The following is a 23,691-nucleotide window of genomic DNA, read 5'->3' as shown; positions in this document are numbered from 1 at the left end:
GGTCGGTCCGGTCGGTCCGGTCGGTCCGGTCGGTCCGGTCGGCCCGGTCGGGTCCCGGTCGGTTCCGTCGGGGGCGAGTCCGTCGTGGTCAGGGCAGTTCGCGCAACTGCGCCGCCAGTTCGGCGATGCGGCGGCGCCAGGCCGCCAGGGCGGTACCGCGCTCGGTGTCCGCCTCCGCCGGCCCGGTCTGGGTCAGCACCAGCCGGGCACCGTGACCGGTGCCGGGCGAGAGGTCCCAGCGGACCCGCCCGGCCGTGCGGCCCGCCGACTGCCAGGTGTACACGAGGACGGCCTGCCGCTCGGCCGCGGTGACCTCGCCCGGCGGGATGCCCTCGGCGGTGAACCCCCGCGGCACCGGGCCGCCGACGGCCGGCTCCGGGGCGTCCGTTCCGGTCCCGCCGGTCAGCAGCGCCCACACCGTCTCCGCGGGCCTGGTCAGCTGGCGTTCGAAACGGACCTGCCAGCCGTCGGCGGTCTCCTCGGCGGAGCCCGCGTCCAGGCCGAAGCGCTCGATGTACGCGTCGTGCGACTCGGCGCTGGGGCGGCGCGGTTCCGGAAGGACGCCGTCCAGCTCCGCGCTCAGGGCGTCGAGACAGACCTGCCAGCCGCTGGCGTAGCTCGCCGCCGCGAAGCGGTCGTCGAAGACATGGGTGAAGACCAGGACACAGCCCGCTCCGTCCGGGCTCAGCTCGAAGCGCACCAGGTCGTCGCTCTCCCGGGTCATCCCCTCGGGCGCGTGCTGGCTGAAGGCGAAGCGCCGCGGCGGGTCCAGTTCGGTGATCACCGCGTCCATGACGGTGCCCCGGCCGTCGTCGAATCTGATCAGGCCTCCGAGACGCAGATCGAGTTCGGTGGCGGTGAACGGGTACCACCGGCTGAGGTGTTCCGGTTCGGTGAGGGCGCGCCACACCTTCCCGGGCGGGTGGGCGAGCCGCCGCTCGATACGCAGCGCCGGACGGCCGTCCGCCGTGCTGAGGGTCTCGTTCATGACTGCTCCTTCCGGTCGTGGCCCGGCCGGTGACCGCCGGGCGGGCCGGCGCCGGGCGGGGCGTCCCCCGGCTCGTCCGGCATGGTGTCGAGATGCCGCTCCAGGGCGTCGAGCCGCTCCGCCCACAGGCGCCGGTACGGAGCGAGCCAGGCGTCCAGCTCCGCCAGCGGCTCCGGGCACAGCTCGTACCAGCGGCGCTGCGCCTCGGCACGGACCCGTACCAGCCCGGCCTCGCGCAGCACCCGCAGATGCTTCGAGGTGCCGGGCTGACTCAGCCCCAGGTGTTCGGTCAGTTCCCCGACGAGGCGGGGACGGTCCAGGAGCAGATCGAGGATCCGCCGGCGGGCCGGTTCGGCGAGGACATCGAAGGGCGGGGACACCTCTCGAACATACTTCCCTGGTTATATAGCCGCAAGGGAATGCATGGTCGAGGCGCCGCGCCGCCTCCAGGAAGGCCGGTCGTCCGGTCGGCCGTGCGCGGCGGGGCGGAGACAGCGGCCGGTGCCGTTCCGCGCCCCCGCTGCGTCCGCGTTGCGCTGCTCCGCGCGGGCGGAGGCCGGAGGATGGAGGTATGCGCAGGACCACCGTCGTCAATCTCAAGGGCCACCGGGACGACCCCGACTACGCGGACGTGGTGTACGTCGGCCGCGCGATGCACCGCGGCGGCTGGGATCTGAAGGGGTCGCCGCTGGCGAGCCCCTTCCGTCCGGGGCGGGACGGCACCCGGGAGGAGGTCCTCGAGCAGTACCGGGCCTACCTCCTGGAACGCCCCGACCTCCTCGCTCTGCTCCCGGAACTCCGGGGTCGCAGGCTGGGGTGCTGGTGCGTCCCGCTGCCCTGCCACGCCCAGGTCATCGCGGAACTCGCCGACGCGGAGTGACGCGAATGACAGACGGGCGCGGGGCGGCTGTCGCCTGGGGCGGCGGCGGTGCGGCACGCAGGCAGGGGGCGGAGTGACGGCCGGCCGGAATGACGGTCGTTCGGGGCGGCGGCCGGTGATCGTCGCCCGGGCGCTCCGGCCGGGTCCGCTCCGGGCTCCACGGGGCGCCCGGAGTGGCTCTCGCTGCCGTGCGGACCGTGGTCAGCTGTGCTCCATCGCGAGCAGCAGGGAGGTGCCGGGTTCGAGGGCCCGGCAGAGGTGCGGCACATCGCCGGGGTAGGCCATGTAGTCGCCCGGCCCCAGCTCGACGGGATCGTCGTCGGGGCCGATGAGCGCCCGCCCGGAGCAGACGACCGCGTGCTCCATCGTGCCCGGCATGTGCGGGTCCGAGCTGCGCGGAACGCCCGGCTCCACGTGCACCAGGTACAGATCGCGGCGCGCGTTCGGCGGGCAGGACGACAGCAGCGTGGCCACGTAGTCGGACTGCTCGGACGGTACGGCGACGCCCTCGCCGCGGCGCAGCACCGTCACCCGCGGGCGCGGCGGATCGACGAGCCGGCTGAACGGCACGTCCAGGGTGACGCTCAGCGCCCACAGCGTCTCCACGCTGGGATTGCCCGTGCCGGACTCCAGGTGGGAGAGCGTGGACTTGGCGATGCCGGCCCGTTTGGCCAGCTCGGACAGGGACAGTCCGGTGCGCCCGCGCTCCCGGCGGATCGCCGCCGCGATCCTGTCCAGCGGGGGGCGGGGGGCCTGCTCCACCATCTGTTCGCTCCATCGGTCGTTGTGTTCGGCTTGACGAACGGTCTGCCGGGTGTTCATCATATCGGCCATGCGTTCGTTCTGGCGAATACTCGACCCCCCGCTCCTCCGTGACATCGGGCTGGTGTGCCTGGCCGACGGGGTGGTCGGGGTGTCCTTCGGTGCGCTGGCCGTCTCCGGCGGCGAGCCGCCCTGGGTCCCGGTGGTCATGTCCCTGGCGGTGTTCGCCGGTGGTGCCCAGTTCGCGGCGCTCGGTGTGGTGCTGGGCGGCGGGGGAGCGGTGGCCGCCGTGGCCATGGGGCTGGTGCTCAACGCCCGGCTCCTGCCGTACGGATTTGCGGTCGCCGATGTGCTGGACATGCGCCGGCTCGGGCGGTGGTCCGCCTCCCACCTGCTGATCGACGAGTCCGTGGCCTTCGTCATGGCGGAGCGCGATCCGGCACGCCGCAGGGCCGTGTATCTCACCTGCGGAATCCTGATGTTCCTGGTCTGGAACCTCGGCACGGTGCTGGGTGTGCTGGCCGGCGGGGTGGTCGGCGACCCGGCCGCCCTCGGTCTGGACGCCGCCTCCCCCGTGGTCCTGCTGGCGCTGGTGCTCCCGGCGCTGCGCGATCCGGTGGCCCGTGGCGCGGCGCTGTTCGGTGCGGTGGTGGCCCTGGCCGGTACACCCTTTCTGCCACCGGGGGTGCCGGTGCTGCTGGCCCTCACGGGCCTGGTGGTGCTCGTCCGTTCCGGTACGGGGAACGAGTCCGGTGCGGGGGACGAGTCCGGTACGGGGGACGAGTCCGGCACCGGAGACGGGTCCGGCACCGGAGACGGGCCGAAGGAGGTGAGCCGGGCATGACGCCATGGGCCGTCCTGGTGCTGGCCGTCGGAACGTACGCGCTCCGCATGGCCGGACCGCTGTCGCACGGACGGTTCGAACCGTCCGAACGGGCCCGGCGGATGCTGACGGTGTCCGCCACCGTACTGCTCTTCGCCCTCGTCGTGACCTCGGCCGTCGCCGACGGACAGAGCCTCGCCGGGTGGGCCAGGCCGGCCGGAGTCCTGGTGGGCGGGGCGCTCGCGCTGCGACGGGCACCCTTCCTGGTCGCCGTGGTCGCGGCGGCGGCGACCACCGCGGTGCTCCGCTGGTTCGGCGTGTCCTGAGAGGGGGCTCGCGGCGCGGCCGGCCGGTGTGCACCGGTCGTACCGCGGGGGAGTCGGGCCCCGCGGCCCGATACCGGTAGGCCCGCCCTTCCCCGTGGACACCGCCGTGCCCCGGGGTCAACTCCCGGCGAGCCGTTGCCGCCACCACGCCTTCGCGTGCCAGGCACTGCGCGCCGCGGCCCTCGGATCGGGCAGGGTCCGGCGGAGGAACTCCTCGTCCAGCCGGGCGACGACCCGGCGGAGCTCCCTCCGGGCCGACGGAGGCAGCCGGTTGAGGGCATCTGCGAGGACGTCCCGAGCGCCGACCGGGTCGCAGCACGGGCAATCCCCCAGGCCCACGTACAGGTACCGGCCGGGCCGGCGGAGGAACTGCCCGTAGAACTCCAAGGCCTCGGCCACACTGCCGGGCCCGTAGTGCCGGGCTTCGCATCTGCGGATGGCGGCCAGGGCGCCCCCGGATACACCGGGAACGCGCCGGGCGGCACGGGTGGAAGAAAAGGCGCGAGCGTAACGGCACGTCGGCCGCTGCTGGGCGCGCACGGCGCCGGGTGGCTTACGCGGCATGGGCCTTTCGGGTCTGCTGCATCGGCCCATCATGGCAGGACGGTGGCGGAACGTCAGGGGGATTCCGGGGCGTCCCGGCTCACTCCGGGAACCCGCCCGACGGGACGCCGCGCCGACGGACCACCGCGCCGGACGGGACGCCACAGTGGGCCGCGACGGGCTGCCGGGTCACGGGCCGCGCCAGATGTTGTCGAACGCCGCGTCCTCGATGGCCCGCCGCTGCCTTACCGCCTCCAGCTCCCGCAGCGCGTCGTGGACGGAGGCCAGTACCGTCACCACCGCCTCGTCGGCCGCGCTCAGGGAGTCCTCGGCCGGCTCGTCGCGGATCCCGACCGCTGCCCCGAGGGCGGCGAGGACGGGTTCGTCGGAGGCCCAGCGCTCTGTCGCCTGCCGGTGCTCGGGGGTGTCGGCGGGCAGCGTCCGGCCGGTCCGGAACGACAGCCCGCGGCGGGGCTCCCGGGTGAGCTGCCCGTCCGCCTCCAGGGCGGCCACATAGGCGGCGTGCAGACCGCGCCCCCGGCGCCACAGCCAGTCGTCGACCGACTCGTACGGCGCCTCCCGGACGAGCGACTCCGCCGCCTCGTCCAGCAGACGGTCGGCCAGGGCCGGCCGGTGGCCGCCCGGCACGATGCGGTCGTCGTCCAGGGTGACGGCCCCCGCTCCGAGCAGGTCGATCACCTCGGCTCCCGCGAGCGCCAGCGACAGGTCGCCCTGTTCCACGGGGCGGCGGGGCGCCTCGTCCATGGCGGCGATCGAGAGGTCGCGCGGTGTGGTCATCGAAGACTCCCCGTCGGAGGCGGCGGTGGCGGCGCGTCGCCGCCCACGGTCCGGCACCCGGGGCGCCCGACACCGAGCCCCCCATGCTGCTTCTACGAGCTTACCGGGGCTCTTGCAGAAAGCCCCGGCGTTCACGCCGGGGATGAATGCATCTCAAGGCTGCTCTGACCCGTGCGGATGGCCCATCCATTGCGGTCGGCCGGGGGAGCGGTCGGGCAGCCGTCGGCACCCGTGGAACGGCCGGGGCCGCAGCCGGAACATCCCGGCTGCGGCCCTGGCAGGTACAGCAGTTGGCTGCTCGTCCGCCGCTTCGTCCGCGGCGGTGGCGAGCGGGTGCCGGATCAGACCTCCGGGACGGGGAAGGTCGGGTACTCCACACCGGACACGTGCTGCACCACGCGGATGACCTGGCAGGAGTAGCCGAACTCGTTGTCGTACCAGAGGTAGAGGATCGCGTTGTCGCCGTCGACCTTGGTGGCGCCGGCGTCGACGATCGAGGCGTGGCGCGAGCCGATGAAGTCGCTGGAGACCGCGTCGGGGGCCGTGGTGAAGTCGATCTGGCGCTTCAGCGGCGAGGTCAGCGAGACGTCGCGCAGGTGGTCGAGGACCTCCTGGCGGGTGGTCTCGCGCCCGAGCCGCAGGCTGAGGATCGCGATCGAGACGTCCGGCACCGGGACGCGGATCGAGCTGCCGGTGATCGGCGCGTCGAGGTCGGGCAGCGCCTTGGCGACGGCGGAGGCGGCGCCGGTCTCGGTGATGACCATGTTGAGCGGCGCGGAGCGGCCGCGGCGGTCGGCCTTGTGGTAATTGTCCAGCAGGTTCTGGTCGTTGGTGAACGAGTGGACGGTCTCCACGTGGCCGCGCAGCACGCCGTACTCGTCTGCCATCGCCTTCAGCGGCGGGACGATCGCGTTGGTGGTGCAGGAGGCGCAGGACAGGATCTGCTCGTCCGGCTTGATCGTGTCGTGGTTGACGCCGTGCACGATGTTCGGGACGTCGCCCTTGCCCGGGGCGGTCAGGACGACCTTGTCGATGCCGGGGCGCAGGTGCGTCGACAGGCCGGCGCGGTCGCGCCACTTGCCCGTGTTGTCGATGAGGATGGCGTTGTTGATGCCGTACGCCGTGTAGTCGACCTCGGAGGGGTCGTTGGCGTAGATCACCTTGATCTCGTTGCCGTTGGCGACGATCGTGCTGTTCGCCTCGTCAACGGTGATCGTGCCCTGGAACTGGCCGTGGATGGAGTCGCGGCGCAGCAGCGAGGCGCGCTTGACGATGTCCTGCTCGCCGCCCCCGCGGACGACGATGGCGCGCAGCCGCAGGCCGTTGCCGGAGCCGGCCTTCTCGATGAGGAGGCGGGCGACGAGGCGGCCGATGCGGCCGAAGCCGTAGAGGACGACATCGCGCGGCTCGCGGCGCTCGATCTTGTTGGCGCCCGTGGCGCCGGCGACGGCCTCGGCGGTGAACTCCTCCACCGACAGACCGCGGTCGTCGGCCCGGTAGGTCTCGGCGAGCAGGCCGAGGTCGATCTGGGACGGGCCGAGATCGAGCGTGGTCAGGGCCTGGAGGAACGGCAGGGTGTCGGTGACCGAGAGTTCCACGCCGGCTATCTGACGGGCGAAACGGTGGGTCTTGAGGATGCTGACCACCGACTTGTTCACCAAGGAGCGGCTGTGGAGCAGGACCGTGATGTCCCGTTCCCGGTGCAGCTTCCCGATGATCGGGATCATCGACTCCGCGATCTCCTCGCGGTTTTTCCAGTTGGTGAACGAGTCCTCGTTGACAGTCACAGGCGTATCTTTCGAGCTAGGCGGTGCTCATATGCTAGCGCCCCGCCATCCGGGGCCTTCACGCGGTGCCGCGGGGCGGGTGCCGTGGGGACGGGGTGCAGGTGGGGGCGGGTCGGATGCCGTGATCGGCCCGGGTGCGGCGCGGTCGGGCGTCGTGGTGGGCCCGCGGGGCCTGATGGCACAGGTGAGCGCCGGTTTCACACGGGGGTGGCGGCCGGCGGCGAGACCCCGCCCCGGCGGCTTCCGCGACGATCACTCGCCGTCGCGCTCGTCGGCGACGGGCCGTGGCTCCGGGTGGCCGGCGCCGGATGGCTTCTCGGCATGACCACGACGGGCATCACCCATCTCCTCGGCGTCACGTTGCGTCACCGCATGACCGCGGGTCCGCTGCTCGCGTCACGGCGACACGCCTCCGGTGCCGGGCGTATTCATCCGCCGAGCGCGATCGGGCCGAGACCGGTCGGCAACCGGCGCACGGCCAGGGCCACGGCCTCCTGCGCTGTGGCGAACCGGCCGAGGTCCGGAGCGATGAAGCCCTTGCCCACCCCGTACGTGCCGTCGCCCCCCGCGGTCAGGCACGGTCCGACGTCGGTGAGGCCGGGGCGGGTAGTGGTCGAGAAGCGCAGCGCCCAGTGGCTGGTGAACGGGTAGAGGGCGCGCAGCGCCGGCTCGGCGTGTGCCGCCTCGATCAGGGCTCGGTACGCCTGCCGCCAGTGCCCCGGCTGCTCCATTTCGCCCGCCGCCCGGCGCAAGCTCTGCCACTCGGATTCCGCCATGCGCGCGGGATCGTGGTCGGAGACCTCGAACCGGCCGGTCAGATGCACGAAGGGTGCCGTCCGGCGCATGTCGTCCAGGGCCGCTCCGTCGTGCCACGCCCGGGCAGCCCTGGCGACCTCCGCCAGGTCATCCGTCTCGCCGTCGATGAGGGACACGCTCTGGAACGGTTCCGTGCCGCGGATCGACCACCGCCGTTCGTGCGGCCATGCGCTGATCCGCAGCGGTGCGCGATGCGGCAGGGTGCTGACGACGGTCGCGTGGAGCAGTGGAGCGGAGTCCGAGGATGTGACGGATGCGGCGCCGAGGCGGCCTCGGACCTCGGCCCGGAGTGCTGTGGCGAGGGTGTCGTGAGCCGCGACGTCGGGGTACAGGGCTGCGGGATCAGGGAGGGTGGACACGGTTGGTGATTGTGCCCGAACCGCTCATTCCTGGCCCGAGCAACCCCTCGACCTGCCACCTGACTGACACTGCATCCGCTGAGCCACACGAACGGTGACTCGGCGCTTCGGTCGGCGAGTTGAGCGCCGCGGCCGGCGAGCGGGCTCATCCTGCCCCCGGCACGCACGCTCTCGCCTCGCCCCCGACACGCAAGCTCCCGTCGCCCGCATCGACCGAGACGCCGCAACTCCACCCACTCGGGGACATGGCACATGAGCACACAAGGCCCACGTGCCGGGGTGTCGTCAAGGCCCCGCGTCAGGACCTGCCGAGCACGCAGAACTCGTGGCCCTCCGGGTCGGCCAGACACCTCCACGAGACGTCGCCCTGGCCGAGGTCGAGGTCGGTGGCGCCGAGGGCCCGCAGCCGGGTCACCTCCGCCTCCTGGTCGTCACCGGCGTACGGCAGCAGGTCGAGGTGGGTACGGTCCGGCACGGTCTTCACGCCGGGCACACGGAGGAACTCGAGATACGGGCCGACCCCCTTGGCGGAGCGCAGCACCGCATGGTCGTCGGTCACCTCGTGCAGGCTCCAGTCCGTCGCCTCGCCCCAGAACCGGGCCATGGCCCGCGGATCCACGCAGTCGACCATGACCCGGGCGATCGGCCCGGTGTCCCGGTAGATCTCCCGAGGCTCAAGGACGCAGAACTCGTTGCCCTCCGGGTCGGCGAGGACCGTCCACGGCACGTCGCCCTGGCCCACGTCGGCGGGCGTCGCACCGAGAGCCTTCAGGCGCGCGACCCACTCCGCCTGATGGGCCGCGGAGGTGGTGGCGAGATCGAGGTGCACACGGTTCTTCGTCGGCGTCTTGGGCTCCGGGACGGTGACGACGTCGATGCAGACGGCGGCCGGGTCCGGCCAGACGAAGCCGCCGCCGGGTTCCACATTGGTCACGCCGGGTGCTTCGCTGGAAACACCCCAGCCGAGCGCCTCCGCCCAGAACCGGCCGACCGCCGAGTCGTCAAGAGCCTTTATGTTCACCTGAACAGGTCGCAGAGCCATGCCGGTGATCTTATGCAGCCGCTCTGCGGCGGCGCGGGCACGATCGCCGAACTGAGATCGACTCGCTCGCCGGCCGCAGGGTCCGGCTCGCCGACCGGAGCGCTCGGCCCTGTCGGGTCACCTGTTCGCTCGCCCGGTGAAGCGCTGGGTCACAACGGTCCGGTGTGACTGAGCGCTCCGGTCGGCCAGTTGATAACCAGTTGAGAAAGGGAGGCGTGGCCACACCGTCCGGCCGGCCTCGCTGTCAGCGCCCTGTGTCATTATGCGGACGCGTCCCAGGGGGAGGGGCCGCGGTCTACTGGCTGCCAGGGGGTTTCGGGGATGGGTGCGGGTACCGAGCCGGACGGTTCGTCCAGGTCCGACGAGGAGTGGGAGCGGTTTCTGCGCGAGTCGGTGGCGGGCGCCGCCGACGCGCCCAAGGAGCCGTCGGCGCGGGCCCGCGAGGTGGCGAAGCGGCTGCGCGCGGAGCCCGGCCGCGGCGCGGAGGGCTGGCGCAGCTACCCGCCCGCGCGGCCCGAGCGGCGCGCGGGCTGGTACGTGGTCGGACTGCTGGCCTCGCTGGTGCTGCTGGTGGTGGCGCTCGCGCCGGGATGGATCGTGGACCTGTTCGCCGGTGACGCCCCTGACTCCCCACCGCTGGCGGCGGAGACCGCCCGCCCGACCCAGGCACCCCCGCCGGAGGCGGCCCAACGCCCCACCATGGACGAGCCGTTCCGCGGTTCGCCGGCGGCGGGCTGGGCGAGCGGAGCGGCGGGGATCACCGTGCCGAAGGCCGGGGCGGTCGGCTGGATGAGCGCAGCCGAGGTCGAGCGGGCCCTCGCCCGCAGCCGGGACTTCCTCGTCGCGTCCGGCCTGGACCGCGGAGTGCTGCGGGGTGAGCGCCCCGAGAAGGCGATTGCACTGATCAACCCGCACCAGAAGGACGTCCAAGACCTTCTGAAAACCGCTTTCCGAACCCCGAGCGAGAAGAACGACCCCCTGCTCCTCTTCAGCCGCTTCCAGCCCTCCCGCACCCACCTGGTCGGCGACGTCGTGAAGACCCGGGGCCTGCTCACCTACCGGGAGGGCGAGCGCGGCGCGCTCCAGGTGACCGCCGACATCACTTTCGTCTACCCGGTCACCCGCGCGGACGCCGGCGGCGACGACGAGATCGTGCGCACGATCGTCCGGCGCGAGCTGGTCCTGAGCTGGGACGACCCTGACGAGGTGATCACCGAGCCGGGCACGTTCTCGATCGTCTCGTACACATACGACATGACCAACGGCGGCTGCGGCGCCCCCACGGGCTACTTCACCCCGCCCTTCGGCGCGGACCGCCGGGCGGACGGAGCCGGCGCGGAGGTCGACCCGTACGACCGCAGCGCGCCGGTCGGGCGGGGCGAGCCCTCGGGGGAGGAGTGCGGGAGGGCGACGCGGTCCTAGGGCGCTGTGTCATGAAGTCGGTGCCAGGCCCGCGGGTGTCCTGGTGGCCGGGCGAGTGTAGGCGTGGAGCAGGTCGATCTCAGCGAACCCTGCCCGGTCGTAGAGTGCGCCGGCGGCGGTACGGTCCTGCACCTCCTGGGCGGTGGCCTCGTCGGCGTCGTCGAGAAGCAGGATCACTTGCGTCGCGCCCAGATCCCCGAGCGTTTCCAGGGCGCTGCCCAGGAGCCGGCGGCCGAGCCCGCGAGCGCGCGCATACTCCTCCACACCGATCCACCACAGGGCACCGCAACCGTCCCAGGTGCCGATCAGCGCCTCCGCCGTGACCGCCCCCGCCTCCCGCGCGATCAGATAGCGGGAGAACGGGTCATCGTCCGTTCCCGGCCCGACGGTCACGCCGTCGGCGCGCGGCAGCTCCGGGGCCGGTAGTCCCCGGCGCAGGTAGCGCCATCGCCGCTCGCCCACGAACCCGGACCGCTCCAGCGCCGTGCGGGTGGCCGGACGGTGCCCCACCGGTAGTGCCTCGAGGCCGAGCGTCAGTGCCGAGGTGAGGTGGAAGGCGTCCACGGCGCGGGGGGTGAAGGCGCTCGTGGCATGGTCGATCAACGCGCGGGCGACCAGCGGGTTCTCGTGGCAGTGTGCCCACAGGATCAGCCCGGTATCGTCCTGGCGCCGCAAGGCGTAGGAGACGATGCCGAGCACCTCTCCCCCGGGGCCCGTGGCCACGTCCGTCCTCGGTGCGTCGAGCTCGGCCCACCAGTCGATGTCGGCCCGGGAGCGGCCGACGAGAGCCTCGGCCAGCATGGCGGCCGTCGCCCGTGGCTGCCCCGGCAGCCGGTCAGCGTTGATCAAATCCAGAGCCGCGGACTCATCCGCGGGACCGTAGGGCCGTAGGGCAACCTCCGTGAGTAACGGCATGGCTCGGAGACTCCTGGTGAAGGGCGATGGCCGATCTGTGCTGCCGCCCATCCTCACTCACGGGTCACCGGGATTGAGTAACGGGGTCTCGCTCAGGTGCAGTTGTGGCCGCGTGGCCCCATTCCCTCCCGGAGCGGTCCGCCTCCCCGAACGGGCCGACCGGCGGTCACCCTCGCATCGCTCCTGATGTGGGCCCTGACACTTTGACGAAAACTCCTGGCGGGCGTTGCTCGGTGGCGGCCCCACCCCCGAGGGGCCACCGCATATTCATTGCATAAAGCTGCTGCATTCCGTATAGTCATGCCATCGATGAGGAGGTTTCGATGGCAGTGCGGGCAGCGGTGGCCGGAGCGAGCGGATACGCGGGAGGGGAACTCCTGCGGCTTCTTCTCGGGCATCCGCAGATCGAGATCGGCGCCCTGACGGCGAACTCCAACGCAGGTCAGCGGCTCGGCGCCGTCCAGCCGCACCTGCTGCCGCTCGCCGACCGGGTGCTGGAGCCGACCACCGGGGACACCCTCGCCGGCCATGACGTGGTCTTCCTGGCGCTGCCGCACGGGCAGTCCGCCGCCGTCGCCGAGCAGCTCGGCGACGCGGTGCTGATCATCGACGTGGGCGCGGACTTCCGGCTTGCGGACGCGGAGGACTGGGAGAAGTTCTACGGCTCCCCGCACGCGGGCACCTGGCCCTACGGCCTTCCCGAGCTCCCCGGCGCCCGCGCGGCGCTGCGCGGCACCCGCCGCATCGCCGTCCCCGGCTGCTACCCGACCGCCGTCTCCCTCGCGCTCTTCCCGGCGTACGCGGCCGGGCTCGTCGAGCCGGAGGCCGTGATCGTCGCCGCGTCCGGCACCTCCGGCGCGGGCAAGGCGCCCAAGCCGCATCTGCTGGGCAGCGAGGTCATGGGCTCCATGAGCCCGTACGGGGTCGGTGGCGTCCACCGGCACACCCCCGAGATGATCCAGAACCTCTCCGCGGCGGCCGGTGAGCCGGTCTCGGTGTCCTTCACCCCGACCCTCGCGCCGATGCCCCGCGGCATCCTCGCCACCTGCACGGCGAAGGCGAAGCCCGGCACGACCGAGGAGCGGCTGCGCGAGGCGTATGCGAAGGCGCTCGCCGACGAACCGTTTGTGCACCTGCTGCCGGAGGGCCAGTGGCCGTCGACCGCCGCCGTGTACGGCTCCAACGCCGCGCAGCTCCAGGTCGCCCTGGACGCCGCGGCGGGCCGCGTGGTCGTCATCGGGGCCATCGACAACCTGACGAAGGGCACCGCGGGCGGCGCGGTGCAGAGCATGAACATCGCCCTCGGACTCCCCGAGGACCTGGGACTTTCCATGATCGGAGTCGCACCGTGAGCGTCACGGCAGCACAGGGGTTCACGGCGGCGGGCATCGCTGCCGGAATCAAGGAGAACGGTGGTGCGGACCTGGCGCTCGTCGTCAACACCGGGCCGCGACGGGCCGCCGCGGGCGTCTTCACCTCCAACCGCGTCAAGGCCGCCCCGGTCCTCTGGTCCGAGCAGGTCCTCAAGGGGGGCCGGGTCTCGGCGGTGGTCCTCAACTCCGGTGGTGCCAACGCCTGCACCGGCCCGGTCGGCTTCCAGGACACCCACGCCACCGCCGAGAAGGTGGCCGACGTCCTGAGCGGGAGCGATCCGGACGGGCACAGCGCGGGCGAGATCGCCGTCGCCTCCACCGGCCTGATCGGTATCCGGCTCCCGATGGACAAGCTGCTGCCGGGCGTCGAGAAGGCCGCGGCGGAGCTCTCCGCACACGGCGGCGAGAAGGCCGCCATCGCCATCAAGACCACCGACTCCGTGCACAAGACGGCCGTCGTCGAGTCCGCGGACGGCTGGACCGTCGGCGGCATGGCCAAGGGCGCCGGCATGCTCGCGCCCGGCCTGGCCACCATGCTCGTCGTGCTCACCACGGACGCCGACGTCGACACCCCCGGCCTCGACGGGGCGCTGCGCGACGCGACCCGGACGACCTTCGACCGGATCGACTCCGACGGCTGCATGTCCACCAACGACACCGTGCTGCTGCTCGCCTCCGGAGCCTCCGGGGTCGCCCCGGGGCAGGACGCGTTCGCCGAAGCGGTGCGCGCGGTCTGCGACGATCTCGCCCGCCAGCTCATCGGCGACGCCGAGGGCGCCTCCAAGGACATCCGCATCGAGGTGGTGGGCGCCGCCACCGAGGACGACGCCGTCGAGGTCGGGCGGTCCATCGCCCGCAACAACCTCCTCAAGTGCGCCATCCACGGCGAGGACCCCAACTGGGGCCGGGTGCTGTCCGCGATCGGCACCACCTCCGCGGCCTTCGACCCGGACCGGCTCAACGTCGCCATCAACGACGTCTGGGTCTGCCGCAACGGCTCGGTCGGCGAGGACCGCGACCTGGTCGACATGCGCTACCGCGAGGTGCGCATCACCGCCGACCTGGCCGAGGGCACCGCGTCCGCGGTCATCTGGGCCAACGACCTGACCGCCGACTACGTCCACGAGAACAGCGCGTACTCCTCATGACCGCACGCAAGCACACCGCACTGCCCAAGGCACAGATCCTCATCGAGGCGCTGCCCTGGCTCACCCGGCACCACGGCAAGACCGTCGTCATCAAGTTCGGCGGCAATGCCATGGTCAACGAGGAGCTGAAGGCCGCCTTCGCGCAGGACGTCGTCTTCCTGCGGCACGCCGGGCTCAAGCCGGTCGTCGTCCACGGCGGCGGACCGCAGATCAGCGCCCACCTCGACCGGCTGGGCCTGGTCTCCGAGTTCAAGGCCGGGCTGCGGGTCACCACGCCCGAGGCGATGGACGTCGTCCGGATGGTCCTCGCCGGCCAGGTGCAGCGGGAGCTGGTGGGCCTGCTCAACCAGCACGGCCCGCTCGCCGTCGGCATCACCGGCGAGGACGCCCACACCATGACCGCCACCAAGCGGTACGCCGACATCGACGGCGAGCAGGTGGACATCGGCCGCGTCGGAGAGATCGCCGAGACCGACACCGGAGCCATCCGGGCGCTCCTGGAGGACGGCCGCATCCCCGTCATCTCGTCCGTCGCCCGCAGCGCCGACGACGGGCACGTCTACAACGTCAACGCCGACACCGCCGCCGCGGCGCTGGCCGCCGCGCTGAACGCCGAGACCCTGATGGTCCTCACCGATGTCGAGGGCCTGTACGAGGACTGGCCGAACAGCGACGACGTCATCAGCCGGATCAGCGCCGCCGAGCTGGAGAAGCTGCTGCCCGAGCTGGCGAGCGGCATGGTCCCGAAGATGGAGGGCTGCCTGCACGCCGTGCGCAACGGCGTCAACACCGCCCGGGTGATCGACGGCCGGGTGCCGCACTCGATCCTGCTGGAGATCTTCACCGACGAGGGCATCGGCACCATGGTCGTGCCGGACGGCACCACCGACGACACCGAGGCCGAGGGGGAGTCATGACCAACCAGGAGCTCACACAGCGCTGGCAGGGCGCCCTGATGGACAACTACGGCACCCCGCGCGTGCCGCTGGTCCGCGGCGAGGGGGCCACCGTCTGGGACGCCGACGGCACGGCCTACACCGACTTCGTCGGCGGCATCGCCGTCAACGCCCTCGGACACGCCCACCCCGCGGTCGTCCGGGCCGTCTCCGACCAGATCGCCACCCTGGGCCATGTCTCCAACCTCTTCGTCGCCGAACCGGTGGTCGACCTGGCGGAGCGGCTGATCCAGCTCTTCGGCCGCCCCGGACGGGTCTACTTCTCCAACTCCGGTGCCGAGGCGGTCGAGGCCGCGATCAAGATCGGCCGCCGGACCGGCCGGACCGGAATGGTCGCCACCACCGGAGGCTTCCACGGCCGCACCATGGGCGCCCTCGCCCTCACCGGCCAGCCCGCCAAGCAGGACCCCTTCCGGCCGCTGCCGGGCGACGTCACCCATGTGCCGTACGGGGACGCCGACGCGCTGCGGGACGCCGTCACCACCGACACCGCGCTGCTGATCATCGAGCCCGTCCAGGGCGAGAACGGCGTGATCGTGCCGCCGCGCGGCTATCTGGCCGCGGCACGGGAGATCACCCGGGCCACCGGCACGCTCCTGGTGATCGACGAGATCCAGACCGGCATCGGCCGCACCGGCCACTGGTTCGAGCACCAGGCCCAGGGCGTCGAGCCCGACATCGTGACCCTCGCCAAGGGCCTCGGCGGCGGCCTGCCGATCGGCGCGACCGTCGCGTTCGGGCCGGCCGCGGAGCTGCTGACACCAGGTCAGCACGGCTCCACCTTCGGCGGGAACCCGGTCGCCTGCGCCGCCGCGCTCGCCGTCCTCGACACCATCCGGGACGAGGGCATCCTCGACCGGGTGAAGCGGACGGGCGAGCGGCTGCGCTCCGGCATCGAGGCGCTCGGCCACCCGCTCGTCGGTCATGTCCGCGGTGCGGGCCTGTTGCTGGGTATCGTGCTCACCGAGTCCGCTGCACCGCAGGTGCAGCGGGCGGCACAGGACGCCGGCCTCCTGGTGAACGCGATCGCACCCGACGTGGTGCGGCTGGCACCGCCGCTCATCCTCGGCGACGACGAGGCGGACGCGTTCCTCCGGGCCCTCCCGGCCGTCCTCGACGCCGCACACGGGGACCGACGATCCGGAGAATGACGACGATGACCGAGGCGCAGGACACCGAGAACTGGGCGTCCCCCCAGACGGAGCCCGGGGGAGGACCGGCCGTTCCCCAGACCCGCACCGCCCGCCACCGGCGGATTGTCGACATCCTCAACCGGCAGCCGGTGCGCTCGCAGAGCCAGCTCGCGAAGCTCCTCTCCGACGACGGTCTCTCCGTCACGCAGGCGACGCTCTCCCGCGACCTGGACGAGCTCGGCGCCGTGAAGATCCGCAACACCGGCGGCGAGCTGATCTACGCCGTGCCGAGCGAGGGCGGCTTCCGCACCCCGCAGGCGCCGCTCGGCGAGTCGGCCAAGGAGGAGCGGATGCGCCGGCTCGCCGGTGAACTCCTGATCTCCGCCGAGGCGTCCGCCAACCTCGTCGTGCTGCGCACCCCGCCCGGGGCCGCCCAGTTCCTCGCCTCGGCGATCGACCAGGCGGAGCTGCACGTCATCCTCGGCACCATCGCCGGGGACGACACGCTGCTCCTCATCAGCCGGGACCCGGACGGCGGGCAGGCGCTCGCCGACCACCTGCTGAGCCTGGCCCAGAAGGCCCGCTGAGCGCCGGCCGCCGACGGGCTCCGGGTACGGGACCCGGGGCCCGGCCCGCCCGCACCGTGGGACCGGCGGCCCCGTGCCCCGCGCCGCCCCGCCGGACCAGGGCCCTCAGGCGACGGGCGCGAACTGCCCGAACCCCGCGGTGCACCAGGTGCTGCCGTCCGCGGTGACGGCGAAGGCCTCCACGTCCGGCAGTTCCTCCAGCCACTCGCGGGACCCCGGTCCCCAGGCGAACGCCGCCGTCGCCCAGGCGTCCGCTGCGGTCAGTCCGCGGGCGAGCACCGTGACCGAGACGAGCCCGTGCCGGGGCGGGGAGCCGGTGTACGGGTCCAGGATGTGACAGCCGCGCTCCGCCGTGCCGGACGTGGCCACCGCGAGCTCGCCCTCGCCCTCCACCACGGTCACGAACCGGCCCGGATGGAGCGGATCGCTGATCCCCACCCGCCAGGGGCCGCCCGGTTCGCGCCGGCCGCTCAACTGGATGTCCCCGCCGCCGTTGATGCAGGTGTCGGTGACCCCGGCCGCGGTCAGCAGCAGCGAGGCGCGCTCCACCGCCCACCCCTTGACCAGGCCCGTCGGATCCAGGCGGCCCCCGTAGCGGGCGTTGAACCAGCCGTGGCTGCGCGCCTCCGCGGACTCGCAGAGCGACAGCACCTCCGCGATCAGCGGATCGCACTCGGCCTGGGTCAGCTCGCCCCGGGACAGCCGGCTCAGCTCGCTCTCCGGCCGGTAGGTGGAGAAGAGCTCGTCCACCCGGTGCAGCCAGCGAGCCGCCGCCTCCACCGCCGCCTCGGCCTGGGCCGCGCCCTCCCCGCGGATGTCGAAGGAGAAGACCGTCCCCATGGCGTGTTCGACCCGGCGCACGCGCCGGAGGTCGGTCATCGGGCCTCGTCCAGGGCACTCTGCAGGGATTCCCGGTAGCCCTGGCTGGTGTACGTGGCGCCGGAGACGGCGTCGATCTCCGCGCTCTGCGCCGCCACGGCCTCCTCACCGAGCCGGGGCACCGCCTTGGCGGTGATCTGTTTCGACTTCGGGCTGGACGACGGGGCCTGCGCGGCGGTCGCCGCGGTGATCCGGCCGCCCGAGAGGGAGATCCGGACCTGGACCGGCCCGTAGTCGGTGCGCACGGCCTTCCCGGTGACCGTCCGGGCGCCGCTCTCCCCTCCGGACGACGGCGGGGCCTGCCCGGCTTCCTGGCCCCCGGCGTTCCCGGGCTGCGCCGGGGCGCTCGCCTGCGCGGCGGGAGCTCCCGCCTCCGCGGAGGCCCCCGGCAGGCCGGGGGCCTTGAGGGCCAGCAGCAGGACGACGCCGGACACGGTGGCCGCACTGGTCAGCAGAATGCGGCGGATCGGGTGCGTTCTCATGGGCTCACAATTCGAAGGACTCGTGGTGGATTCGCCGGGCCGGGACTCCGGCCTCGCGCAGTGCCGCATAGGACTCCTCGGCCAGGCCGGGAGGTCCGCACAGGTAGACGTCGTGCCGTTCGATGTCGGGCAGCACGCGGCTCAGGGACTCGGCGCTGATCTCCGGCCGTTCGCCGTCCGGGCCGTTGACGGCGTACAGCAGCCGCGCCTTGCGCGTCCGGGCGATGGCCTGGAGCTCGCCCCACAGCGCCAGGTCCTCCTGGCTGCGCGCCCGGTAGAGCAGGGTCAGGTCGCCGGGGCCCGCGGGGATCGTCTCGAAGAGCGCCCGCAGCGGGGTGATCCCGGCGCCGCCGGCGATCAGCAGGACCTTGGTGCCCCGGCCGCGCTGCCGGCGGGCCGCCGTGAGCGCTCCGTACGGGCCCTCCGCCCACACCCGGGTGCCCGGGCTCAGGCCGGCCAGGGCCGCGCTGTGGTCCCCGGCCTCCTTGACGGTGATCCGCAGCAGGCCGGAGGCGGGCGGTGCGGACAGCGAGTACGGGTTGGAGGTCCAGCGCAGCTCGCGGGCGAGGAAGCGCCAGCGGAAGAACTGCCCGGCCTGCGCGTCGAGTCTGTCCAGCCGTTCGCCGCGGATGATGACCGAGGTGACCCCCGGCGCCTCCTGGACGGTGGACTCCACCCGCAGCCGGTGCCGGAGGTTGAGCCGGACGGGGGCGAGGACCCGATACCACAGCACCAGCGCGGTGACCGTGCCGTACAGCGCGTACCAGGCGGTCTGCGCGGCGGGGACGGCGGCGAACTCGGAGCCGGTGGACAGCTGGTGCCAGAAGGCCAGGTAGACCGCGGCGTAGGTCAGCAGGTGCAGGTAGTACCAGGTCTCGTAGCGCAGCCGCCGGCGGACGGCGGCGGCCGAGACACCGCCGATGACCAGCAGCAGGACCGTCCCGATCGTGGCCTCGATCATGTCGGGGTACTCCAGGACCACGGTGACGGTCTGTTCCACCAGGCCGGTGCCCGCCTCGACGGCGTAGCCGCCCAGGATCAGCAGGAAGTGGGCGAGGACCAGGAACACCGTGTAGCGGCCCGCCATCGCGTGCCAGCGGGCCACCCGGTCGGAGCCGACACGTCGCTCCAGCGCCGGCACCCGGGCCATCAGGGCGATCACCACGGCGGTGGAGTAGCCCGCCAGCAGCCCGGTGATCCGCCCCGCCCCGGTGAGCCAGTCGGCGGTGGCCGTCACGGCGGTGGTGCCCTGCCACCAGAGCGCCACCACGCCCGCCACCCCGGCCCACAGCACGACCAATAGGGGTGTGGCGGGGGAGCGGCGTGGCCGCATCCGCGCTTCCGCCCGTCGTCTGGCGGCCCTGCCGCCCTCCTGAATCATCTGCATCGTTGCCACGGTGCCGCCCTCCCGGATCGCCCCGGGACGGTTACGAGGCGCCGGGGCTCGCCCACTGGTACGCAACTCCGGGCCGGGTTGCTCATTCGGTTCCGGTTACGGGTGGCCGGCGGGCCCGACGGCGGGCCGGGAACGGGTCCGGCGGGGCGTCCGCGGGGCGGGCCGACCGGACGGTACGACTCCGCGCGGGCCGACATTGACGAATCATGCAGAGGGCTGCATACTTATACCCATCAGCGTTTGCACCGTAAGGAGAAACCCGTGACCGAGCGCGTCGTACTCGCCTACTCGGGCGGCCTGGACACCTCCGTCGCCATCGGCTGGATCGCCGAGGAGACGGGCGCCGAGGTCATCGCCGTTGCCGTGGACGTCGGCCAGGGCGGCGAGGACCTGGACGTCATCCGCAAGCGCGCGCTCGCCTGCGGTGCCGTGGAGGCCGAGGTCGCCGACGCCAAGGACGAGTTCGCCGACGAGTACTGCCTCCCGGCGATCAAGGCCAACGCCCTGTACATGGACCGCTACCCGCTGGTCTCGGCCCTCTCCCGGCCGACCATCGTCAAGCACCTCGTCGCCGCCGCGCACAAGCACAACGCCTCGATCGTGGCGCACGGCTGCACCGGCAAGGGCAACGACCAGGTGCGGTTCGAGGCCGGCATCTCCTCCCTCGCGCCCGACCTGAAGTGCATCGCCCCGGTCCGGGACTACGCGATGACCCGGGACAAGGCCATCGCCTTCTGCGAGCAGAAGAACCTTCCGATCGCCACCACCAAGAAGTCCCCGTACTCCATCGACCAGAACGTCTTCGGGCGCGCCGTCGAGACGGGCTTCCTGGAGGACATCTGGAACGCGCCGATCGAGGACGTCTACGAGTACACCCAGAACCCGGCCACGCCCCGCGAGGCCGACGAGGTGATCATCACCTTCCAGGCGGGTGTCCCGGTCGCCATCGACGGCAAGCCGGTCACCGTCCTCCAGGCGATCCAGCAGCTCAACGAGCGGGCGGGCGCCCAGGGCATCGGCCGGATCGACATGGTCGAGGACCGGCTCGTGGGCATCAAGTCCCGGGAGATCTACGAGGCCCCGGGCGCGATCGCGCTGATCACCGCCCACCAGGAGCTGGAGAACGTCACCGTCGAGCGCGAGCTGGCCCGTTACAAGCGGCAGGTCGAGCAGCGGTGGAGCGAGCTCGTCTACGACGGCCTGTGGTTCTCGCCGCTGAAGCGCGCGCTGGACGGGTTCATCGCCGAGGCCAACGCCCATGTGTCGGGCGAGATCCGGATGACCCTGCACGGCGGCCGGGCCGTCGTCACCGGCCGGCGCTCCGAGGAGTCGCTGTACGACTTCAACCTGGCCACCTACGACTCGGGCGACACCTTCGACCAGTCCAAGGCGCAGGGCTTCATCGACATCTTCGGCCTCTCCTCGAAGATCGCCGCCAAGCGCGACCTGGCCTGACGGGGATCCACGCCGCCCCGCGGTAACGTCCGTACCACCGCCCGCCTCCCCGCCCCCGGTGGGGAGGCGGGCGTCTATCCCAGCCACGAGGAGCAGAGAGTTGAGCAACGGCGCGCAGTCGCAGGAGTCGCAGGAGAAGGCGTCCGGTGACGTCCGGCTCTGGGGCGGCCGGTTCGCCGACGGACCCGCCGAGGCCCTGGCCAAGCTGTCGGCGTCCGTCCACTTCGACTGGCGGCTCGCCCCGTACGACATCGCCGGGTCGCGGGCGCACGCCCGGGTGCTGCACCAGGCCGGGCTGCTGACCGCCGACGAGCTGGAGCGCATGCTCGCCGGTCTCGACCGGCTCGAAGCCGATGTCGCCGACGGCTCGTTCACCGGCACCATCGCCGACGAGGACGTGCACACCGCCCTGGAGCGCGGCCTGCTGGAGCGGCTCGGCCCCGACCTCGGCGGCAAGCTCCGCGCCGGCCGCTCCCGCAACGACCAGGTCGCGACCCTCTTCCGGATGTACCTCCGCGACCACGCCCGGATCATCGGCGGCCTGATCGCCGATCTCCAGGGGGCGCTGATCGGCCTGGCCGAGGCCCACCCGGACGTCGCCATGCCCGGCCGCACGCACCTCCAGCACGCCCAGCCGGTGCTCTTCGCCCACCACGTCCTCGCGCACGTCCAGGCGCTGGGCCGGGACGCCGAACGGCTGCGGCAGTGGGACGAGCGCACGGCCGTGTCGCCCTACGGTTCGGGTGCGCTCGCGGGGTCCTCGCTCGGTCTCGACCCGGAGGCCGTCGCCGCCGACCTGGGCTTCGAGCGCGGCTCCGCCGGCAACTCCATCGACGGCACCGCGTCCCGGGACTTCGTCGCCGAGTTCGCCTTCATCACCGCCATGATCGGCATCGATCTCTCGAAGATCGCCGAGGAGATCATCATCTGGAACACGAAGGAGTTCTCCTTCGTCACCCTCCACGACGCCTTCTCCACCGGGTCGTCGATCATGCCGCAGAAGAAGAACCCGGACATCGCGGAGCTGGCGCGCGGCAAGTCCGGCCGCCTGATCGGCAACCTCACCGGTCTGCTGGCCACCCTCAAGGCGCTGCCGCTCGCGTACAACCGCGACCTCCAGGAGGACAAGGAGCCGGTCTTCGACTCCTGCGACACCCTCGAGGTGCTGCTCCCCGCGTTCACCGGCATGATGGCGACGCTCACCGTCAACCGCGAGCGCATGGAGGAGCTGGCGCCCGCGGGCTTCTCCCTCGCCACGGACATCGCCGAGTGGCTGGTCCGGCAGGGCGTTCCGTTCCGGGTGGCGCACGAGGTCGCGGGGGAGTGCGTCAAGGAGTGCGAGGCGCACGGCATCGAGCTCGACCAGCTGACGGACGAGCAGTTCGCCGGGATCTCCCCGCACCTGACGCCCGAGGTCCGCACGGTGCTCAATGTGCCGGGCGCGCTCGCCGCGCGCAGCGGCCGCGGCGGCACGGCGCCGTCGGCGGTGGCCGCACAACTCGCCGAGGTCAAGGCCGATCTGACCCGGCAGCAGGAGTGGGCCGCGGCCAAGGGCTGACCGGCCGCGCCACGCGGCCGGCGACGGCCGCAGGGCCCCGTTCCGAGCGATACGACCGCCCGGAACGGGGCCCGTTCCGTCCACCGGCCGGGACCGCACACCGCTGCGCGGCACCCTCCCGTACGTCTCCCGCCGGGCCGGCTCCTCGTGTTCCCGCCTGTCCGTTCTCTTCTGTTCCTGTTCTGTTACGCGCGTCCGTACGGCACTTCCGGGCCCTGCCCCGGAGGGCTTCGCTCCGAGGCGGGGGGCCGGGGGCCGCCGTACCCCCATGGACCGTTGCTCCGCGCGGAATTGCCTGGTCAGAGGCCTGCTCGGCGTGGGCGGCCCGCCTCCGTCCGGGCCGCCGAATGCTCCGGGCGGACCGCAGCGGCGCTGCTCGCGCCCCCTTCCCATTCCGGGCATGTCCCCGCCCGGCCGCCCGCATGTACAGCCCTCCGAGCCCGCTCCGCGCGGAATTGGGGGGCTCATTGTCAGTGCCTCCCCTTAGAGTGAATACCAGTTGAGCACGGCAGCGCCACGGGCGGAATATCAAGGCCCGTGCCCGGTGCGGACGAGGGAGAAGTGCGTCCGTCGCCGGAGCCGTCATGTATGGGGGGGAGACAGCAATGAGGACGGGATACACGGCCACTGTTCAGGGAATTGTCGAAGGGGGAGTCATGGAAAGGCTTTTCGGTCGTACGGCCGTTGCGCGGCTGCTGGGCGGCGGACTGACCGGGGGTGCGGCGGCACGTGCGCTGTTGCCGGCGGCCGCGGCGGCGGGCGATGACCACCACGCGTCGTTCGCCGCGCTCGCCGGGGCATCGGTGCAGGCCATGGCTCTGCAGGGCGGTCGGCTGCTCGCCGGGCCGGTACTGACGACGTGAGGCGCCGCAGGGCTGCCGGCTCACCGACGGGGCGGGCGGCTTTTCGCGACAAGCCACTTGGCGAGGGGGAAAGGAAGCCTCCTGGACGGCCCGGGACCGAGGGCCTCCGGGAGGCTTCTCCATTTCTCACCCGAGGGTCCCGGACATGTCGCGTGACGGCCCTGCGCACGGCGTGAATCGAAATGACCGAGAGCCTTTCCGGCGGTGGTGCGCAGTACTTCGGGAAATCGGTGTGTCGCGCGATCGAATTCGGTCCGGCAATGGCGCGTGCATCGGAATGGCAACGGAAAGCCCTTTCTCCTGCCGGACGTCGCCCTCGTCGACACGGGGGTTCATCGACGTCGAGCTCCGAACTCCCGAGCCACGGGAGCCGAGTGGCCGTCGGCACCGTGCCACCGGC

General features: G+C 72.6%; 24 protein-coding genes. 12 read left to right on the top strand and 12 right to left on the bottom strand.

Features of this window, described 5'->3' with window-relative positions; translation table 11 throughout:
• Window positions 1-88: 88 nt before the first annotated feature.
• Entirely contained in the window at window positions 89-988 is a 900-nt protein-coding gene (locus ACFYYR_RS08400; protein WP_388848478.1) for an SRPBCC family protein, read from the bottom strand.
• Window positions 985-1,368 (bottom strand): ArsR/SmtB family transcription factor, encoded by a 384-nt coding sequence (locus ACFYYR_RS08395; RefSeq protein WP_388848475.1) that lies wholly within the window; start codon window positions 1,366-1,368, stop codon window positions 985-987. The genes ACFYYR_RS08400 and ACFYYR_RS08395 overlap by 4 nt, the downstream gene beginning before the upstream one ends.
• A 191-nt stretch (window positions 1,369-1,559) precedes the next feature.
• Here ACFYYR_RS08395 and ACFYYR_RS08390 point away from each other — a divergent pair, with 191 nt between their 5' ends.
• Window positions 1,560-1,868, top strand: coding sequence for a DUF4326 domain-containing protein (locus tag ACFYYR_RS08390; RefSeq protein ID WP_388848472.1), 309 nt, complete (start codon window positions 1,560-1,562; stop codon window positions 1,866-1,868).
• Window positions 1,869-2,069: 201 nt separating this feature from the next.
• Here the strand turns inward: ACFYYR_RS08390 and ACFYYR_RS08385 are convergent, their stop codons facing one another.
• The gene (locus ACFYYR_RS08385; protein ID WP_388849255.1) at window positions 2,070-2,633 is read right to left on the bottom strand and encodes a helix-turn-helix domain-containing protein; all 564 of its coding nucleotides are present in this window, start codon (window positions 2,631-2,633) and stop codon (window positions 2,070-2,072) included.
• Window positions 2,634-2,700: 67 nt separating this feature from the next.
• Here ACFYYR_RS08385 and ACFYYR_RS08380 point away from each other — a divergent pair, with 67 nt between their 5' ends.
• Both ACFYYR_RS08380 and ACFYYR_RS08375 read left to right on the top strand, forming a co-directional pair.
• On the top strand, window positions 2,701-3,474 hold the full coding sequence (locus ACFYYR_RS08380) for an AzlC family ABC transporter permease (protein ID WP_388848469.1): 774 nt from the start codon (window positions 2,701-2,703) through the stop codon (window positions 3,472-3,474).
• Window positions 3,471-3,779, top strand: a complete 309-nt coding sequence (locus ACFYYR_RS08375) for an AzlD domain-containing protein (protein WP_388848466.1) — start codon at window positions 3,471-3,473, stop codon at window positions 3,777-3,779. Before ACFYYR_RS08380 ends, ACFYYR_RS08375 begins: the two co-directional genes overlap by 4 nt.
• A 117-nt stretch (window positions 3,780-3,896) precedes the next feature.
• Here ACFYYR_RS08375 and ACFYYR_RS08370 read toward each other — a convergent pair whose 3' ends face one another.
• The 5 genes from ACFYYR_RS08370 to ACFYYR_RS08350 all read right to left on the bottom strand — a co-directional run bounded on the left by ACFYYR_RS08370 (window position 3,897) and on the right by ACFYYR_RS08350 (window position 9,124).
• Window positions 3,897-4,178 (bottom strand): hypothetical protein, encoded by a 282-nt coding sequence (locus ACFYYR_RS08370; protein ID WP_388848463.1) that lies wholly within the window; start codon window positions 4,176-4,178, stop codon window positions 3,897-3,899.
• A gap of 333 nt (window positions 4,179-4,511) precedes the next feature.
• Window positions 4,512-5,120: a GPP34 family phosphoprotein gene (locus ACFYYR_RS08365; protein ID WP_388848460.1), complete on the bottom strand. Its 609-nt coding sequence runs from the start codon at window positions 5,118-5,120 to the stop codon at window positions 4,512-4,514.
• A gap of 341 nt (window positions 5,121-5,461) precedes the next feature.
• A complete protein-coding gene (locus tag ACFYYR_RS08360; RefSeq protein WP_388848457.1) occupies window positions 5,462-6,907 on the bottom strand; it encodes a glyceraldehyde-3-phosphate dehydrogenase in 1,446 nt (481 codons plus the stop codon).
• Window positions 6,908-7,335: 428 nt separating this feature from the next.
• Window positions 7,336-8,082: a DUF6193 family natural product biosynthesis protein gene (locus tag ACFYYR_RS08355; RefSeq protein WP_388848454.1), complete on the bottom strand. Its 747-nt coding sequence runs from the start codon at window positions 8,080-8,082 to the stop codon at window positions 7,336-7,338.
• Window positions 8,083-8,380: 298 nt separating this feature from the next.
• Complete coding sequence (locus tag ACFYYR_RS08350; protein WP_388848451.1) at window positions 8,381-9,124, bottom strand: VOC family protein; 744 nt, start codon at window positions 9,122-9,124, stop codon at window positions 8,381-8,383.
• Between the two features lie 321 nt (window positions 9,125-9,445).
• On the opposite strand from ACFYYR_RS08350, the gene ACFYYR_RS08345 reads away from it, so the two are divergent.
• Window positions 9,446-10,546, top strand: a complete 1,101-nt coding sequence (locus tag ACFYYR_RS08345) for a hypothetical protein (RefSeq protein WP_388848448.1) — start codon at window positions 9,446-9,448, stop codon at window positions 10,544-10,546.
• Window positions 10,547-10,555: 9 nt separating this feature from the next.
• Here ACFYYR_RS08345 and ACFYYR_RS08340 read toward each other — a convergent pair whose 3' ends face one another.
• A complete protein-coding gene (locus ACFYYR_RS08340) occupies window positions 10,556-11,461 on the bottom strand; it encodes a GNAT family N-acetyltransferase (RefSeq protein WP_388848445.1) in 906 nt (301 codons plus the stop codon).
• A gap of 323 nt (window positions 11,462-11,784) precedes the next feature.
• Between ACFYYR_RS08340 and argC the strand changes: the two genes are divergently transcribed.
• Genes argC through ACFYYR_RS08315 form a run of 5 tightly spaced genes read left to right on the top strand, consistent with a single transcriptional unit; the run spans window position 11,785 to window position 16,658 of the window.
• Window positions 11,785-12,813 carry an N-acetyl-gamma-glutamyl-phosphate reductase gene (argC, locus tag ACFYYR_RS08335; protein ID WP_388848442.1) on the top strand — a complete coding sequence of 343 codons (1,029 nt, stop codon included), beginning with the start codon at window positions 11,785-11,787 and terminating at the stop codon, window positions 12,811-12,813.
• Window positions 12,810-13,982 carry a bifunctional glutamate N-acetyltransferase/amino-acid acetyltransferase ArgJ gene (gene argJ / locus ACFYYR_RS08330; protein ID WP_388848439.1) on the top strand — a complete coding sequence of 391 codons (1,173 nt, stop codon included), beginning with the start codon at window positions 12,810-12,812 and terminating at the stop codon, window positions 13,980-13,982. Before argC ends, argJ begins: the two co-directional genes overlap by 4 nt.
• A complete protein-coding gene (gene argB / locus ACFYYR_RS08325) occupies window positions 13,979-14,899 on the top strand; it encodes an acetylglutamate kinase (protein WP_388848436.1) in 921 nt (306 codons plus the stop codon). Before argJ ends, argB begins: the two co-directional genes overlap by 4 nt.
• Complete coding sequence (locus ACFYYR_RS08320; RefSeq protein ID WP_388848433.1) at window positions 14,896-16,089, top strand: acetylornithine transaminase; 1,194 nt, start codon at window positions 14,896-14,898, stop codon at window positions 16,087-16,089. The genes argB and ACFYYR_RS08320 overlap by 4 nt, the downstream gene beginning before the upstream one ends.
• 5 nt (window positions 16,090-16,094) lie before the next feature.
• Window positions 16,095-16,658 carry an arginine repressor gene (locus ACFYYR_RS08315; RefSeq protein WP_388849252.1) on the top strand — a complete coding sequence of 188 codons (564 nt, stop codon included), beginning with the start codon at window positions 16,095-16,097 and terminating at the stop codon, window positions 16,656-16,658.
• Between the two features lie 105 nt (window positions 16,659-16,763).
• On the opposite strand, the gene ACFYYR_RS08310 is transcribed toward ACFYYR_RS08315, so the two are convergent.
• From ACFYYR_RS08310 to ACFYYR_RS08300, 3 genes are read right to left on the bottom strand one after another with little or no spacing between them, the layout of a single operon-like run.
• Window positions 16,764-17,537, bottom strand: coding sequence for an FAD:protein FMN transferase (locus tag ACFYYR_RS08310; protein WP_388848430.1), 774 nt, complete (start codon window positions 17,535-17,537; stop codon window positions 16,764-16,766).
• Complete coding sequence (locus tag ACFYYR_RS08305; RefSeq protein WP_388848427.1) at window positions 17,534-18,019, bottom strand: FMN-binding protein; 486 nt, start codon at window positions 18,017-18,019, stop codon at window positions 17,534-17,536. The genes ACFYYR_RS08310 and ACFYYR_RS08305 overlap by 4 nt, the downstream gene beginning before the upstream one ends.
• A 4-nt stretch (window positions 18,020-18,023) precedes the next feature.
• Window positions 18,024-19,406, bottom strand: a complete 1,383-nt coding sequence (locus ACFYYR_RS08300; protein WP_388848424.1) for a ferric reductase-like transmembrane domain-containing protein — start codon at window positions 19,404-19,406, stop codon at window positions 18,024-18,026.
• Window positions 19,407-19,676: 270 nt separating this feature from the next.
• Here ACFYYR_RS08300 and ACFYYR_RS08295 point away from each other — a divergent pair, with 270 nt between their 5' ends.
• From ACFYYR_RS08295 to ACFYYR_RS08285, 3 genes are all read left to right on the top strand, one after another.
• Entirely contained in the window at window positions 19,677-20,870 is a 1,194-nt protein-coding gene (locus ACFYYR_RS08295) for an argininosuccinate synthase (protein WP_351509338.1), read from the top strand.
• A gap of 100 nt (window positions 20,871-20,970) precedes the next feature.
• On the top strand, window positions 20,971-22,428 hold the full coding sequence (gene argH / locus ACFYYR_RS08290) for an argininosuccinate lyase (RefSeq protein ID WP_388848421.1): 1,458 nt from the start codon (window positions 20,971-20,973) through the stop codon (window positions 22,426-22,428).
• 656 nt (window positions 22,429-23,084) lie between these two features.
• On the top strand, window positions 23,085-23,291 hold the full coding sequence (locus ACFYYR_RS08285; protein WP_388848418.1) for a hypothetical protein: 207 nt from the start codon (window positions 23,085-23,087) through the stop codon (window positions 23,289-23,291).
• Window positions 23,292-23,691: the final 400 nt, after the last annotated feature.

The organism is Streptomyces sp. NPDC001922, from assembly GCF_042891165.1.
Lineage (GTDB): Bacteria > Actinomycetota > Actinomycetes > Streptomycetales > Streptomycetaceae > Streptomyces.
This window is presented reverse-complemented; position numbering and strand designations above follow the sequence as displayed.

Coding starts and splice junctions, on each gene's coding strand:
- ACFYYR_RS08380 (WP_388848469.1), top strand. CDS start 2,701: ATGCGTTCGTTCTGGCGAATACTCGACCCCCCGCTCCTCCGTGACATC.
- argC (WP_388848442.1), top strand. CDS start 11,785: ATGGCAGTGCGGGCAGCGGTGGCCGGAGCGAGCGGATACGCGGGAGGG.
- ACFYYR_RS08315 (WP_388849252.1), top strand. CDS start 16,095: ATGACCGAGGCGCAGGACACCGAGAACTGGGCGTCCCCCCAGACGGAG.
- ACFYYR_RS08375 (WP_388848466.1), top strand. CDS start 3,471: ATGACGCCATGGGCCGTCCTGGTGCTGGCCGTCGGAACGTACGCGCTC.
- ACFYYR_RS08390 (WP_388848472.1), top strand. CDS start 1,560: ATGCGCAGGACCACCGTCGTCAATCTCAAGGGCCACCGGGACGACCCC.
- ACFYYR_RS08350 (WP_388848451.1), bottom strand. CDS start 9,124: ATGGCTCTGCGACCTGTTCAGGTGAACATAAAGGCTCTTGACGACTCG.
- ACFYYR_RS08345 (WP_388848448.1), top strand. CDS start 9,446: ATGGGTGCGGGTACCGAGCCGGACGGTTCGTCCAGGTCCGACGAGGAG.
- ACFYYR_RS08305 (WP_388848427.1), bottom strand. CDS start 18,019: ATGAGAACGCACCCGATCCGCCGCATTCTGCTGACCAGTGCGGCCACC.
- ACFYYR_RS08400 (WP_388848478.1), bottom strand. CDS start 988: ATGAACGAGACCCTCAGCACGGCGGACGGCCGTCCGGCGCTGCGTATC.
- ACFYYR_RS08285 (WP_388848418.1), top strand. CDS start 23,085: ATGGAAAGGCTTTTCGGTCGTACGGCCGTTGCGCGGCTGCTGGGCGGC.
- argB (WP_388848436.1), top strand. CDS start 13,979: ATGACCGCACGCAAGCACACCGCACTGCCCAAGGCACAGATCCTCATC.
- ACFYYR_RS08385 (WP_388849255.1), bottom strand. CDS start 2,633: ATGGTGGAGCAGGCCCCCCGCCCCCCGCTGGACAGGATCGCGGCGGCG.
- ACFYYR_RS08310 (WP_388848430.1), bottom strand. CDS start 17,537: ATGACCGACCTCCGGCGCGTGCGCCGGGTCGAACACGCCATGGGGACG.
- ACFYYR_RS08340 (WP_388848445.1), bottom strand. CDS start 11,461: ATGCCGTTACTCACGGAGGTTGCCCTACGGCCCTACGGTCCCGCGGAT.
- ACFYYR_RS08300 (WP_388848424.1), bottom strand. CDS start 19,406: ATGCAGATGATTCAGGAGGGCGGCAGGGCCGCCAGACGACGGGCGGAA.
- ACFYYR_RS08320 (WP_388848433.1), top strand. CDS start 14,896: ATGACCAACCAGGAGCTCACACAGCGCTGGCAGGGCGCCCTGATGGAC.
- ACFYYR_RS08365 (WP_388848460.1), bottom strand. CDS start 5,120: ATGACCACACCGCGCGACCTCTCGATCGCCGCCATGGACGAGGCGCCC.